The following is a 13,920-nucleotide window of genomic DNA, read 5'->3' as shown; positions in this document are numbered from 1 at the left end:
CGCCATGAATTTCTCGCGTTTCTTTGTGGATCGACCGATTTTTGCAGCGGTGCTGTCGATCATTATTCTAGCGGTGGGGCTGATCTCCATACCCAACCTGCCCATTAGCGAGTACCCCGACGTGGTGCCGCCATCAGTGGTCGTTCGCACGGTCTACCCCGGCGCTAACCCGAAGGAGATCGCCGAAACGGTCGCCACGCCACTGGAAGAAGCCATCAACGGCGTTGAGGATATGATGTACCTCAAGTCCGTGGCGGGCTCTGACGGTGTGCTGCAAATGACCGTCACCTTCCGCCCTGGTACCGATGCTGAGCAGGCCGCCGTTCGGGTGCAGAACCGCGTCAGCCAAGCGGAAGCCCGACTGCCGGAAGCCGTGCGTCGGCAAGGCGTCACCACCCAGAAGCAGTCGCCAACGTTTCTGATGGTCGTTCACCTGACCTCGCCCAGCGGTGAATACGACACCCTCTACCTGCGCAACTATGTGCGACTGAATGTCCGTGACCGGCTGGCCCGGATCGAAGGGATCGGGGACGCGCAAATCTTCGGCGGTGGGGACTACGCCATGCGGGCGTGGCTCGATCCTGATCGAATAGCTGCCCGTGGCCTGACGGCCAGTGATGTGGTGGGGGCCATGCGTGAACAAAATGTACAGGTCTCCGCCGGGCAGTTGGGAGCTGAGCCCATTGAAGATAGTGACTTTCTTACCCTGATCAACGCCCAAGGGCGGCTGGAAACAGTAGAGGAGTTTGGCGACATCGTGCTGAAGCGCGGCGAGGGCGGCGAGATACTCAGGCTTTCGGATGTGGCCCGGCTGGAAATGGGCGCCGGGGACTATACGCTGCGCTCGCAGTTGGACGGCAACAACGCGGTGGGTGTGGGAATATTCCAGGCACCGGGTGCCAATGCGCTGGATATCCGAGAGCAGGTGATCGCTACCATGGAGGAGCTGTCCGAGCAGTTCCCTGAAGGTGTTGAGTACGAAGCGGTCTACGACACTACGATCTTTGTTAATGACTCTATAAAGTCAGTGATCGCCACCCTGCTGGAAGCCGTGCTGCTGGTAGTGCTGGTGGTCACGCTATTCCTGCAGACCTGGCGTGCGTCCATTATCCCGCTGCTGGCGGTGCCGGTCTCGGTGATCGGCACCTTCGGGGCGCTTTACCTGCTGGGCTACTCCATCAACACGCTGACCCTGTTTGGGCTGGTGCTGGCCATCGGTATCGTGGTGGACGACGCCATCGTGGTGGTGGAAAACGTGGAGCGTAACATCGAAGAGGGCCTGAAGCCCCAGGCCGCCGCTCATCAGGCCATGAAAGAAGTCTCCGGGCCTATCATTGCCGTGGGGCTGGTGCTGTGCGCGGTGTTTATTCCCATGGCCTTCCTGTCGGGGGTGACCGGTCAATTCTATAGCCAGTTCGCGGTGACGATTGCCATCTCCACGGTGATCTCCACCATCAACTCCCTGACCCTGTCGCCCGCGCTGGCAGCGATGCTGCTCAAGCCCCATGACGCGCCCAAGGATCGGCTCACCCGCGTGATCGATACGCTGTTCGGCTGGATTTTCCGACCCTTCAACCGTTTCTTTAACGCCAGCTCCAACAAGTACCAGGGCGGCGTGGCTCGTTCCCTGAAGCATCGTGGCGCGGTGTTTGTGGTCTACGCGCTGTTGCTGCTTGGTACCGGCGTGATGTTCAAGGCAGTGCCGCCCGGGTTTATCCCGGTGCAGGACAAGCTGTACCTGATTGCGGGCGTCATCCTGCCGGAAGGCGCGTCTCTGGAGAGAACCGACCAGATGCTTCAGGATGTTGTGGATATTGCCATGGAGACCGAGGGCGTGGAGCACGCCATTGCCTTTCCCGGCCTGAACGCGCTGCAGTTCACCAACACCTCCAACACCGGTGTGGCGTTTCTTACCCTCAGTTCCTTTGGTGAGCGCAGCCTTAGCGCCGCGGAGATAAACGCCCGCATTAATCAGGGCATTGGCGGCCTGAAAGAAGGCTTTGCGTTCTCCTTCATGCCGCCACCGATTCTGGGGCTAGGCAATGGGTCGGGCTTCCAGCTGTTTATCGAGGATCGTGGCAATCTTGGCTATGGGGCGCTGCAGCAGGCGGTGAACCAGCTCCAGGGGGCTATTTCGCAAACGCCGGGAATGGGCTTTCCGATCAGCAGTTATCAATCCAACGTGCCGCAACTGGATGCCGAAGTGGACCGGCTGAGGGCCAAGGCCCAGGGCGTGCCCTTGACCGAGCTGTTCGACACCCTGCAGACCTATCTTGGATCGACCTATGTGAATGACTTCAATCGCTTTGGCCGCACTTGGCAGGTGATCGCCCAGGCGGACGCCCCCTTCCGGGCCAGCGTGGAGGACATCGCCCGCCTGCGCACCCGCAACGACCAGGGAGAAATGGTGCCTATCGGCACGATGGTGAACATCACGCAAACCTTCGGGCCCGACCCGGTGCTGCGCTACAACGGCTACCCAGCAGCAGACCTGGCCGGCGAATTTGACCCCCGCGTGCTTTCTTCCGCCCAGGCGATGGATGCCATCAACGCCCTGGCGGAAGAGGTGCTGCCCCCGGGCATGGCGCTGGAGTGGACCGACCTGAGCTACCAGCAATCCACCCAGGGTAATGCGGCTCTAGTGGTCTTCCCGCTGTCGATCCTGCTGGTATTCCTGGTGTTGGCGGCCCTCTACGAGAGCTGGACGCTACCGCTGGCGGTGATTCTGATCGTGCCCATGTCGATGCTCGCGGCGCTGATTGGTGTCTGGTTTGGCGGAGGTGACAACAACATCTTCGTGCAGGTGGGGCTGGTGGTGCTGATTGGCCTGGCCTGTAAGAACGCCATCCTGATCGTGGAGTTCGCCCGGGAGCTGGAACTGCAGGGCAAGGGCGTAGTGGAAGCGGCCCTGGAAGCTTGCCGGTTGCGCCTGCGGCCGATCATCATGACCTCGATCGCTTTCACCGCGGCGGTGTTGCCTTCGGTAGTTGCCACCGGCGCAGGCGCCGAGGTACGGGCGGCGCTGGGAACTGCGGTGTTTGCCGGCATGATCGGCGTCACCCTGTTTGGCTTGTTCCTCACGCCGGTGTTCTACGTGGCGCTGCGTAAACTGTCTGGCCCATTGGTCAGCCATCATAGCGCTACATTGGACACTTCACCTCACCCTACCAGCCATGCCCAAAGTTGATGATAGAGAGGTATGCCCATTAACACGTTAAAAGGGAAGGTGAGCCCCAAAGATGCCAGCATGGCAAGGCCAATGTTGGCATCTGGAATGGCGGCGCGAATAGCAACGGGGGCGGCAATGTAAGAGGCACTGGCGGAGAGACTGGCTAGAATAACCGCTGATCCAGCGGATAGCCCTAGCCAGTACGCCATTAGCAGGCCAAAGCAGGAAAGCACGATAGGTGCCGCGAGCGCGAATATAATCAGACGGCTGTGCCCCCACCGCAGGCTGCGCAGTGTTTCTGCCGCGACCAAGCCCATCTCCAACAGGAACAGCGCCAGAATGCCATGGAAGGCTTTGGTATACAGCCCGGTGACTGACTCACCTGCATTTGGGCCGTATAGCCAGCCAATAAGCACACCGCCCACCAACAGGATTACACCGCGATTGGTCAGAGTCTCGTGCCACAGCCCGGAAGTTTTGATCGGCTCTGACGTTGTGTCAGCGGCCTTTTTACGGCTGAAGCGCCGGTAGAGCAACAGGCCCAGCATGATGGCCGGTAGTTCGAGCAGTACCAGGTAAAGCGTCACCTGCCCACCTGTTATTAGGCTATGCGCTTCAGTATACGCCAGGGCCACGGCGAACGTACCGGCGCTAACGGAGCCATAGTGGGCTGCAAGGCTGGCGCTGTCGGCGATGGATAGCCGTACTAAATAGTGAACCACCGGAAAGATAAGCAGTGGAATGATGATCCCCAGCAGAGTGACGCCAGATAACTCGACCAGCAGCGATATGCTCAAACTGCCATGCAGCGCCATGCCGCCTTTAAGGCCAATGGTCAGCATCAGCAGTAGGCTCAATATGTCATAAGCGGCTTTGGGAATACTGAGATCGGAGCGCACCACACCGGCAACCACACCTAGCACAAAAAACATCACCACAATATCCGGCACGGACAATCTCCTTGATGGGTTTTAAAGCAGTTACTTTAGCGATCCAAAGAGATTGATGAAAACAAATAAGATTTATATAGTCATAGATGATTATCTATGGGGCTGGCTATGAAAGTACGACAACTCACTTTTCGCTTGCTACAGGTCTATGCCGACGTGGTTCGCACAGGCTCACTGACGGCCACGGCAAATCGGCTCCACCTGACCCAACCCACGGTGTCTCAGCAGCTAAAGCGGCTGAGAGAAATTGTCGGTGAACCGATTGTGCGCCACGAGGAAGGGCGCCTGGTGCCCACTGAGGTTGGTCAGGCGCTTTATCAACTCAGCCAGGACTTGCTTAGCCGTGCTGATGTGTTTAGTCAGTACCTGGAGGAGTACAACAGCGGAGGGCGCGGACACTTCAGTATCGGCTTGGTGAACACCGCGCAATATGTACTGCCACGGCTGTTAGGGCCGTTTGGTCAGGCTAACCCCCAGGTAGATGTCACGGTGGAGATAGGTAATCGCCAGCAGATGCTCAATCGTTTTGAGCGCCATGAGGATGATATCTACGTATTTAGCCACCCGCCCATTGATGACGATGTGTTAGCCGCGCCTTTTCTGAGCAATCCATTGGTAGTGGTGGGGCCGCAGCATTGCCGCTGGGCAGGCGTAGAAGGTCTCAGCATGGACGCACTCAAAGAGGAGCGATTTCTGCTGCGCGAACCGGGCTCTGCGACTCGGCATACCTTTGAAGCCTGGCTGTACAGTGCGGGTATTGAGCTACGCTCTACCCAGCAGGTCGCCAGTAACGAGGCTATTCGGCTAGCGGTGGCGTCAAACATGGGTCTAGCGGTGCTGTCTCGCCACGTTGTTGCAGATTCGCCCAACGGCGTCCAAGAGCTGCCGTTGCAGGGCTTTCCGCTGAAAAGTCGTTGGCACTTTGTGGTCAGACGGCAACGCCGCTTACCCCCCGCCGCCATTCGTTTTTTGAGCTATGTACAAGCTTCGCTGGCACAAGCGTTTGACGAGCCCGAAGGGGAGATGGCCGTGGCTGAATTGCTCCAAGCCTTAAAGTCTGAACGCTGATGCATTGACTCACAAACAGCGTCAATTATCCCCGTTGAAAGCGACGTAGATCCTATGCGCTAAGCTAAGATATTAAGATAGAGCTTGAGAGAGAACTTAAGAGAGTACTTAAGATCGCACTCGGTTCATGCAGTCGCACCTTGATATTTGTCTTGGGTAACCGCTGCAAACGGAGGTAACTATGCTGCTCAAAGGATCATGCCACTGCCAGGCAGTGACGTTCAGTGTGAAGTCAAACCACCCCTATCCTTTTAATCGCTGTTACTGCTCAATCTGCCGTAAAACGGCGGGCGGTGGTGGCTATGCCATCAATCTCAGCGGCGACAGCAAAACGCTCAACGTTAGCGGCGAAGAGCATATTACTGTCTACCGCGCCTTCATTAAGGGGGAGCAGAGCACGGGAGAGCGGCATTTCTGCAAGCACTGTGCATCGTCGCTGTGGGTTTATGACCCCGAATGGCCCGAGCTGGTACACCCTTTCGCTTCGGCGATTGATACGGACTTGCCGACCCCTCCCCGGAAAACGCACATGATGCTGGGAAGTCGGGCCGACTGGGTCGAGGTCAATGGGCAGTTCCAAGATAAATGCTTCGACGAATACCCCGATGAAAGCCTTGCTGAGTGGCACCAGCGCCTGAGGTTGGAGTGTTAGAGTTAAGTGACGCCGCTTGCTGCGCTTGTGTTGCAAGCTCTCTGTTATACTCTATTAGACGAGTTCTTCAGGAACTCAACATACGGCTTGTCACGCCTGTGCAGGAGTAGGCCGAGTGCTCGTTTGATGACAAGGAGGGTAGAAAGATGGAATTTGAAAAATATAAGCCATGTATTGAAGCGTGCAATATCTGCGCGATCTACTGTGATTCTTGTGCCACTGCCTGCTTGCAAGAAGATGATGTAAAAATGATGGCTGAGTGCATCCGTTTAGATCGTCAATGTGCACAGATATGCCGCTTGGCAGCCTCCTTCATGGCCCAGGGGAGTGAATACGCCAAGGAAATCTGTCGGATATGTGCTGATATTTGTAAAGCGTGTGGAAATGAGTGTGCCAAACACGATGCTAAGCATTGTCAGGAGTGCGCCAAAGCGTGCCAACATTGCGCCAATGAGTGTGCTGCGATGGCTGCCTAAGGCCGCATAAAATCCTCAACAATTAAACAAGTCAGCTTTCACTGCGTATGAAAGCTGGCTTTTTTGTACTTTAATCTATATCAAAGAATGCGTTAAAGAGAGTGAGCCTTCTGCAATAGGGAGATCACTTCGTCATCGCTGGTTTGGGTAAAATCTTGATAGTGAAGGCCAACGGCAATAAATGGCTCGGGAGTAGCTAAACAGATCAAATCGTCGACCTCGGTAGCCAACTCATCCAGCGTGGACTGCGGGGCGACAGGCACTGCCAAGGTAACGGAAGCGGCTCCTGCTTGGCGTAGTGCTCTGGCGGCTGCTTTAGCTGTTCCACCGGTGGCGATACCATCATCCACCAATAATATGTGACGTTCGCTAACGTTAATGGGCGCCTGATTACCAATATAAGTCTGACGACGGCGGGTTATCTCGCTTAGTTGGCGCTGTACTTCAGCTTCCAGATAACTTTCAGAAGGCTGAAAAATCTGCAGCAAATCCGGTGTCCACAGCACTTGAGGTGGGTCGCCATCGACGACAGCGCCTAGCCCAATCTCGGGTTGCCCAGGCGCACCAATCTTACGCACGATGACCACATCAAGCGGAAGTTTAAGTGCTGCCGCTACCTCGTAAGCAACTGGTACACCCCCACGAGGTAATGCCAGCACTAGGTCATAACGCGCGTCGGATAATACATAAGCAAGCTTTCGCCCTGCTGCGCGTCGATCATCAAAAAGCTCTTGATGCTTGTGCATGTGTGGCTTCTCAACCCCAAAACAGCCTAAACTCCAAAAGGATAAGTGCCTAGCTCTCCCTGGGGAGCGCTCGACAGTAGCAAAGTCATCGCGTGATGAGGGCACGTGCGCGGCGGAATTCAGAAGGGCCGTGGGGAACTGTTGCTGAGTGATCCATAAGAGTCTCCCAGTACACGAAAGGCGAAAAGATAGCCTAACAATGACTATAGTCAGGAGGAAACAGCTTATCCAAACCGTTATTTCCCTGAGTCGCCAAGCGGCTCGCTAACAAGATGCAGTGGGCTAGGAGCGCTGTGTTTTTCGATACAGCCACCACACGTCAACACCAAACGAATAGAGCAATGAGATCAATGCACTAATGGCCAGCAGGCTGGCAACAAGGTGGGAGGTTAGTGGCGTTAATGCTAGCAGTAGCGCCACCGCCTGCCAGACACAAACGGCCTTACGGCGAAAACTTGCAAACAGCGGCTTTGAAAGCCACGGGAACTGCCAACTGGCGGCGATAAACAGGTAGCGCATTGCGCCTATCAACAGCACCCAAAACCCCAGTGATTCCAGCCGCAACAAACCTGCGCACAGTAGCAAAATCAACAGGGCATCCAACTCCATATCAAAGCGCGCCCCGAATCGGGTGTGGCTTTTGGTGCGTCTGGCTATCCAGCCGTCAACGCCATCCAGCAGTAGGGCGATCACCGCGATCGCCAGCCATTGCCAGATTGCCCCTACAAAGGCATTGGCGGCGAGCGCACCTGCCACTAATGAAACCACAATCGCACGCACCAACGTGACCCGGTTAGCCCAACCCAGTGCGCCGTGGGGCCAGAAGATGATGACCAGAGCGGAAATAAACGTGTAGAAGGCAAAGGCCACCCACCAATTGGCCGGAGTAGCCATTAAAAGTGGTAAGCCTTTGCCTACAGCAATTAGCAGCAAGCTGCCCAGCAGTAGTTCTGCAGCGCCATAGAGACGCTTAGGCAGGGTGTAAGAAGAAGCGTTGGAAAAAAGCGGCATGGTGGCTCACGAAGCGGCGTCGCTATCCGCAGTTGAAATAAATGATGCAACTATTTTTATATGTACCATTCTTGTAGAAGAAGGTAGTGTTGTCCATAAGATCAAGAAATAGACGGGTTAGTTTCAATTGTTCCAAATGGTTAATCGAATATATTCTTTTCACCCGCTACGCTGAAGATGGTGAACCATTGAAAACTGTTCTGCCTAAGGCCATGCAATGCATGGCCACACATTATACTCGGGGGCTGAGACACACGGCGTGTCTCTTATCCCTAACTTGCAGCGCAATGGTGCCACGCCACATTCAACGGAATGAAAGAGAGCCCGAATCAAGTGGGCTCGTAACGAAAAGGAACGCTCATGTCGGCGCTTGACGATGTTGGCAAAGCTCCCAATGCCGCTAAAAAAACCTGGGCCACCGCCTTTTGGGTGACCAACCCAGCACAAGGCGAGATGAGGCGTGAACAACTAAGTCCTCCCGCCCAGGATGAGGTGCGTATACGTACCTTATACAGTGGTATCAGCCGCGGCACCGAATCGTTGGTGTTCAATGGTCGTGTGCCTGAAAGCGAATTCTCGCGCATGCGGGCTCCCTTCCAGTCGGGTGAGTTTCCTGCCCCGGTCAAATATGGCTACTGCAGCGTTGGCCGCGTTGAGCAGGGGCCAAGCGTTCTCCTGGATAAAACCGTTTTTTGCCTGTTTCCCCACCAGGATCACTACATTGTGCCTGCTTCGGCAGTGCTGGAAGTACCCACCAATGTGCCTGCTAAACGTGCCGTCTTGGCGGCCAATATGGAAACCGCCATCAATGGCGTGTGGGACGCCGAGCCGATGCTGGGTGAGCGAATCACTATTATGGGCGCCGGTGTCGTCGGTGCGCTGGTAGCGTACCTGTGCGCTCAGGTGCCTGGTGTTACCGTTCAGTTAGTCGATATTAACCCTGAGCGTCGCCAGCTTGCCGAGCAGTTGGGCGTGATCTTCTGCACTCCCGAACAAGCCCTTCATGACCAAGATTGCGTGATCCACGCCAGCGGCCAGTCCGCCGGCTTGCGCCAAGCACTGGCGTTAGCGGGCAGCGAAGGGCGCATTATCGAAATGAGCTGGTTTGGCCAGGGGGATATTGCGATCCCATTGGGCGGAGCTTTTCACTCCCAGCGACTGACGCTCAAGGCCAGCCAGGTAGGCCAGCTGCCACCCAAACTACGTCCCCGCTGGGACTACCAGCGCCGCCTTCAATTAGCGCTGAGCCTGCTGGTAGACGAGCGGTTGGATGCGCTAATCAGCGGTGAAAGCGACTTTGCACAACTGCCCACGCTTGCTCCTCAGTTGTTTGGCCGTGGTAGCGTTGAGCTCTGTCACCGCCTGCGCTACCCCTCATAACCTATTTACTTATGGAGCCTCTGATTAACGTAATGAGCGAAGGCCAGACAAGGCAAAAATCAACGAAAAAGCGGAGTTTACGGGTTGTAAATGAGCATTTTGAGGCGATTTTTAACGCCGTATGGTCGAGCGCAATAGTTAATCAGAGGTTTCTTATCATTTGGAGTCTCTATGTTTCGTTTATGTGTCCGTGACCACTTTATGATCGCCCACAGTTTCAATGGTGAGATCTTTGGCCCTGCCCAGCGTACCCACGGCGCTACCTATGTTGTCGATGTGGTTTTTCAGCGCCCCGAGCTGGATGAGGACGGCCTGGTGATCGATATCGGCCTTGCCAGCGAAACGGTAAAATCAGTACTGGTAGGTTACAACTTCTGTAATTTGGATGAAGTGCCCGAGTTCGCGGGTAAAAATACCACCACCGAGTTCATGGCCAAGGTGATCTTTGACCAGCTCGCCAAGGCGATTGGTGAGGGCAAAATGGGCATCACCGCCAAAGGGATTACCCATATGGAGATCAAGCTACATGAATCCCATGTAGCCTGGGCAAGCTATGAAGGCGCTCTATGAGTAAGCGGTTTAACCTTATCGTTGCCGGTGACCCTGCTCAGCGTACCGGCGGCTATATTTACGACGCCCAAATTGTCTCGGCCCTGCGTGACCAGGGATGGGAAATTGACGTCGTCGGCTTGGCTGGCACGTTTCCTGATGCGGATGCCGAGGCAGCAGAAGCGCTCACTCAGGCCCTAGCGTCGCTTCCCGATCAGGCGGCGGTGGTGATTGATGGCCTGGCCATGGGAGCGCTGCCGGAGGTGGTTGCCCAACATGCCCAGCGGCTGGAAATCACAGCGTTGCTGCACCACCCCTTAGGCGATGAATTGGGCCTTGATGAGGCTGATCAGCAGCGCTTTCATCGCAGCGAGTTAAACGCGCTTGCCCACGTGGCGCGGATTATCGTCACCAGTCACTTTACCGCCCGGCGCTTACCTGAGCTGGCGGCTCACTATGAAATGCCACTCAATCCCAGTGTCACTGTGGTTGAGCCGGGTGTTGCCCAGGCGCCGATCAGCTCCGCAGCAGAACCGGGTGAGCTACTACGTTTGCTATGTGTGGCAACGTTAACGCCGCGCAAAGGGCAGGATATTCTGGTAAAGGCATTGGCGGGCGTTAGCGGCGATCACTGGCAATGCGACTGCTACGGTGGCGCCCGGGATGCCACTTTTACCCAGCGTGTACAGCAACTGATTGATCAGAACGGCTTGCAAGACAGCGTACGGCTTCACGGCGAGTGCGATGGCGCTACGCTGGAAGCGGCCTATCGCAGCGCCCATGCGCTGGTACTGCCCTCTTGGTATGAAGGCTACGGTATGGTGGTCACCGAAGCCCTGGCCCACGGCCTGCCAGTGATTACCACTACCGGTGGTGCGCTTCGCGATACCTTGCCTGCAGGCGCTGGTTTGAGCGTTGAACCGGGTGACGTCGACGCGCTTCAAGATGCCCTCAGCCGTTTTTGCCATGACGACAAACTACGCCACCAACTGCGCCAGGGAGCGGCCCAGGCCCTGGATGCGTTAAGCGACTGGCAAGAAGCGGGGGCTAAGTTTGCCACGGCGTTAACTGCGCCCGCCGATTCTCCAAATTTGCGCCCAGGCAGCCAGTTTGCGTCCGACTGGCTGACGCTGCGGGAGGCGGCTGATGTCGATTCCCGTAGCCAGCCCTTGGCTGAGCTTGCCGCGAAGTGGCTGAGCGCGCGTACTCCGGCGCCGCTGATAGCGGATCTTGGCTGCGGCCGGGGCAGTAACATGCGCTTTCTGGCGCCGCGCCTGAATGGCCACCAGCGCTGGAAGCTGATCGATCACGACGCCATTTTGTTAGCCCAGGCGCGCCAGTGTGCTGCCGGATTAAGCAATAGCCAAGGGCAGCCCGTGGCCATTGAGACGTACTGCATATCGCTGGAGGCGCTTGCCGAGGTGCCACTTGACGACGCGTACCTCGTCACCGCATCGGCGCTGCTAGATCTGGTCTCCCAACAATGGATCGATGCCTTGGTGACCCGCATCGCTGGGCAGCAGCAGGCGCTGCTGATAGCGCTAAGCGTGACCGGTGAGTGGCACTTTATTGACCCTCAAGGCGCGCCGGTGCTGGATGACGAAGACCGCTGGCTGCAGGCGATGTTTATGGCTCACCAGCAGCGCGATAAAGGTTTAGGTGATGCACTAGGCGGGCAGGCGCACGGGGCATTAGTTGCCGCGTTAGAGAGGGCTGATTATCGCATTGAACAAGCTGAAACACCGTGGCAGCTCGCTGCTGGCAGTCAAGAACAGCAGCCGTTAATGATGGCGCTACTCGAAGGCTGGGCCGAAGCTGCCACCGAGCAAGCCCCGGAAGCGGCGGCGCGTATTGCCACCTGGTTACAGCAGCGCCAGCAGGCGGTGGCCAATGGCGAACGGGGTATTTGGGTGGGGCACCGCGACCTGTTTGCTACGCCTCTGTTTGCCAACCCCAGGGAAGAGGCCTAATCCTATGGGGCCTGATCAAGGTATGTTCACTCGACTGGGGGCTTGTTATAAAAAGCTGGCGCGGAGAAGCCCATGGCTACGCCGCATGGTGGTCAGCATAGCGTTGCTGGGTGCGGTGGCGTTGTGGGTGGAGCCCCAGGCGATTGTGGCGGAGGTGCAACGTTTCTCCGCGGAGTGGGTCGTGCTGGCGTTAGCCATCAGCACGCTACAGATCATGCTTTGCGCCTGGCGCTGGCAGTTTACCGCGGGTCTTATTGATGTACCGCTGCGGTTTGCTTACGCGCTACGGGAGTACTACCTGGCCCTACTGGTCAATCAGCTGTTGCCCGGCGGTGTATTAGGCGACGCCGGGCGGGCGCACCGCCATGCCACTCAAGCGCAGTCTAGGGGGCGCGCCTGGCGAGCGGTGATTATTGAGCGCGCCTCGGGGCAGGTCGCCGTGGTGATGCTAACGCTAACCGCGCTGCTTTTCTCACCGCTCTGGCATGCCGCGCTGGGTGAGTCAGTGATCACAGCGGTGGGGTTAAGCGCATTCGCCGCTCTTGCGGCGCTCATCGCCAGCGGCCTGCTGCTGCGCCAACGTTTTAGCCATGGGCTGACAAGGCTGCCGAGCTGGTGTCAAGCCCTGGCGCGCGATGTAAGGCGTGGTTTGTTGCGGCACGGCGTGTGGCCCCAGCAGTTGCTTTCGTCTCTGGTGATTGTGTTGAGCTATGGTCTGGTAATGGTCTGTGCGGCTCGGGCGATTGGCGTTGAGCTACCGTCGCTGCAAGTGCTGGCGCTGACACCGGTACTGCTACTGGCCATGCTGATCCCGTTTTCGGTAGCCGGATGGGGATTGCGTGAAGGCGCCGCTGCCGGGGTCTGGGCGCTGGTCGGCCTGCCACCCGCTCAAGGCGTGGCGGTGTCATTGGCTTACGGGGTGCTGGTGTTGCTGGCGAGCCTACCGGGTATCTGGGTGGCGCTGAGTCGTCGTGAAAAAGCGCAACCTTCAGGCGGTAGTATCCCGCAGTCGCAGATCGAACAGCGTGTCGTCACCGCAGCGGAAAGTCCGCATGGGCGGGCGCAGCGCACTCTCAAGGGTCTCAATAGGCGTCATTTGCAGCCCTGGCCTACCGGAGCCGATCAGCAGCGGGGCGACCAACAGATGCAGACGGTCAACGGCACCCGCTTCGATAAACTGAGACACCGTAATGCCGCCACCCTCTATCAGTACCCGCGGCAAGCCCTTTTTGGCCAGCAGGGTGACAACATCTTTGGGATTGAACTGACCGCTGGCATTCAGCGGCAGTACGCAACGTTCAACGTGGGCCACGCTCGCCGTTGCCTGCAGCTCAGACCCCATGATATGCAGCGTCGGGGCGTTATTGGTGTTCAGCAGTGCCAAGTCGCTGGGAATGCGGCCGCGTGGATCCAGCACCACCCGCATCGGGTTAGTGCCGCTAACATGGCGCACGGTCAGCTGCGGGTTATCGGCGCTGGCGGTACCCGCGCCGACCACCACTGCGTCGACCAAAGCGCGCAGACGATGCAGGTGAACCAAACTTTCATGGCCGTTGATGTAGTGGGAGTGGCCACTTTCCGTGGCAATGCGGCCATCCATACTCTGTCCCAGCTGCGCCACCACCCACGCCGGTCGACTGGCCAGCGGGGTCAGGCAATCGAGCAGCTCTCGCGCCTCAGCGGTGATCGCTTTAGCCGTTTGCCACTCGCCGGTTGGCGACACCTTAATCGCCACATCGCTAGGACGCCGATGACGCAGTGCCAACAGCCAATTCCAGGCGTCGGCCAGTGTAATCGTGTTGACATGAGATTCGGGCATGACGCCTCCGCGCTTAAAGATTCGCTTCATCATGCGGGCGCTTCTTGGTTAAGAGCAAGCCGTTCGGGGCAGCCATTCATTCAGTTCAGAGCAAATAGCTCAGCGCGAGCGTGCGCCATCCCCCTCGTAA

Annotated in this window: 11 protein-coding genes and 1 pseudogene; 8 read left to right on the top strand and 4 right to left on the bottom strand. The window is 57.3% G+C overall.

What is annotated here, in order from left to right; genetic code table 11:
• The first annotated feature begins 4 nt into the window (after window positions 1–4).
• Window positions 5–3,187, top strand: a complete 3,183-nt coding sequence (locus HALA3H3_RS01175; protein ID WP_022520549.1) for an efflux RND transporter permease subunit — start codon at window positions 5–7, stop codon at window positions 3,185–3,187.
• Here HALA3H3_RS01175 and HALA3H3_RS01170 read toward each other — a convergent pair.
• On the bottom strand, window positions 3,160–4,119 hold the full coding sequence (locus HALA3H3_RS01170) for a sodium-dependent bicarbonate transport family permease (RefSeq protein ID WP_022520548.1): 960 nt from the start codon (window positions 4,117–4,119) through the stop codon (window positions 3,160–3,162). The two genes, HALA3H3_RS01175 and HALA3H3_RS01170, sit on opposite strands and share 28 nt — an antisense overlap.
• A gap of 108 nt (window positions 4,120–4,227) precedes the next feature.
• On the opposite strand from HALA3H3_RS01170, the gene HALA3H3_RS01165 reads away from it, so the two are divergent.
• The 3 genes from HALA3H3_RS01165 (at window position 4,228) to HALA3H3_RS01155 (ending at window position 6,315) form a co-directional block, all read left to right on the top strand.
• Window positions 4,228–5,187: a LysR family transcriptional regulator gene (locus HALA3H3_RS01165; RefSeq protein ID WP_236557260.1), complete on the top strand. Its 960-nt coding sequence runs from the start codon at window positions 4,228–4,230 to the stop codon at window positions 5,185–5,187.
• A gap of 181 nt (window positions 5,188–5,368) precedes the next feature.
• Entirely contained in the window at window positions 5,369–5,839 is a 471-nt protein-coding gene (locus HALA3H3_RS01160) for a GFA family protein (RefSeq protein ID WP_022520546.1), read from the top strand.
• A 146-nt stretch (window positions 5,840–5,985) separates the two neighbouring features.
• Window positions 5,986–6,315, top strand: a complete 330-nt coding sequence (locus tag HALA3H3_RS01155; protein ID WP_041157838.1) for a four-helix bundle copper-binding protein — start codon at window positions 5,986–5,988, stop codon at window positions 6,313–6,315.
• 92 nt (window positions 6,316–6,407) lie between these two features.
• Here the strand turns inward: HALA3H3_RS01155 and HALA3H3_RS01150 are convergent, their stop codons facing one another.
• Together HALA3H3_RS01150 and HALA3H3_RS01145 are read right to left on the bottom strand one after the other, a co-directional pair.
• The gene (locus HALA3H3_RS01150; protein WP_022520544.1) at window positions 6,408–7,061 is read right to left on the bottom strand and encodes a phosphoribosyltransferase; all 654 of its coding nucleotides are present in this window, start codon (window positions 7,059–7,061) and stop codon (window positions 6,408–6,410) included.
• Between the two features lie 282 nt (window positions 7,062–7,343).
• A complete protein-coding gene (locus HALA3H3_RS01145; protein ID WP_022520543.1) occupies window positions 7,344–8,072 on the bottom strand; it encodes a CDP-alcohol phosphatidyltransferase family protein in 729 nt (242 codons plus the stop codon).
• Window positions 8,073–8,432: 360 nt separating this feature from the next.
• On the opposite strand from HALA3H3_RS01145, the gene HALA3H3_RS01140 reads away from it, so the two are divergent.
• From HALA3H3_RS01140 to HALA3H3_RS27215, 4 genes and pseudogenes are all read left to right on the top strand, one after another.
• Window positions 8,433–9,452 (top strand): zinc-dependent alcohol dehydrogenase, encoded by a 1,020-nt coding sequence (locus HALA3H3_RS01140; protein ID WP_022520542.1) that lies wholly within the window; start codon window positions 8,433–8,435, stop codon window positions 9,450–9,452.
• A 171-nt stretch (window positions 9,453–9,623) separates the two neighbouring features.
• Entirely contained in the window at window positions 9,624–10,022 is a 399-nt protein-coding gene (locus tag HALA3H3_RS01135; protein WP_022520541.1) for a 6-pyruvoyl trahydropterin synthase family protein, read from the top strand.
• Window positions 10,019–11,971, top strand: coding sequence for a glycosyltransferase (locus HALA3H3_RS01130; RefSeq protein WP_022520540.1), 1,953 nt, complete (start codon window positions 10,019–10,021; stop codon window positions 11,969–11,971). Before HALA3H3_RS01135 ends, HALA3H3_RS01130 begins: the two co-directional genes overlap by 4 nt.
• A pseudogene (locus HALA3H3_RS27215) lies at window positions 11,892–12,902 on the top strand (lysylphosphatidylglycerol synthase transmembrane domain-containing protein); the annotation flags it as partial. The gene HALA3H3_RS01130 and the pseudogene HALA3H3_RS27215, both read left to right, overlap by 80 nt.
• 57 nt (window positions 12,903–12,959) lie before the next feature.
• Here the strand turns inward: HALA3H3_RS27215 and HALA3H3_RS27210 are convergent.
• A complete protein-coding gene (locus HALA3H3_RS27210) occupies window positions 12,960–13,571 on the bottom strand; it encodes a RibD family protein (protein WP_238326115.1) in 612 nt (203 codons plus the stop codon).
• Between the last annotated feature and the right edge of the window lie 349 nt (window positions 13,572–13,920).

Origin of the sequence: Halomonas sp. A3H3 (genome assembly GCF_000982975.1) — a bacterium.
Taxonomy (GTDB): Bacteria; Pseudomonadota; Gammaproteobacteria; order Pseudomonadales; family Halomonadaceae; genus Vreelandella; species Vreelandella titanicae.
Note: the sequence above shows the minus strand (reverse complement) of the source record. Positions and strands in the feature narration are given on the sequence as shown.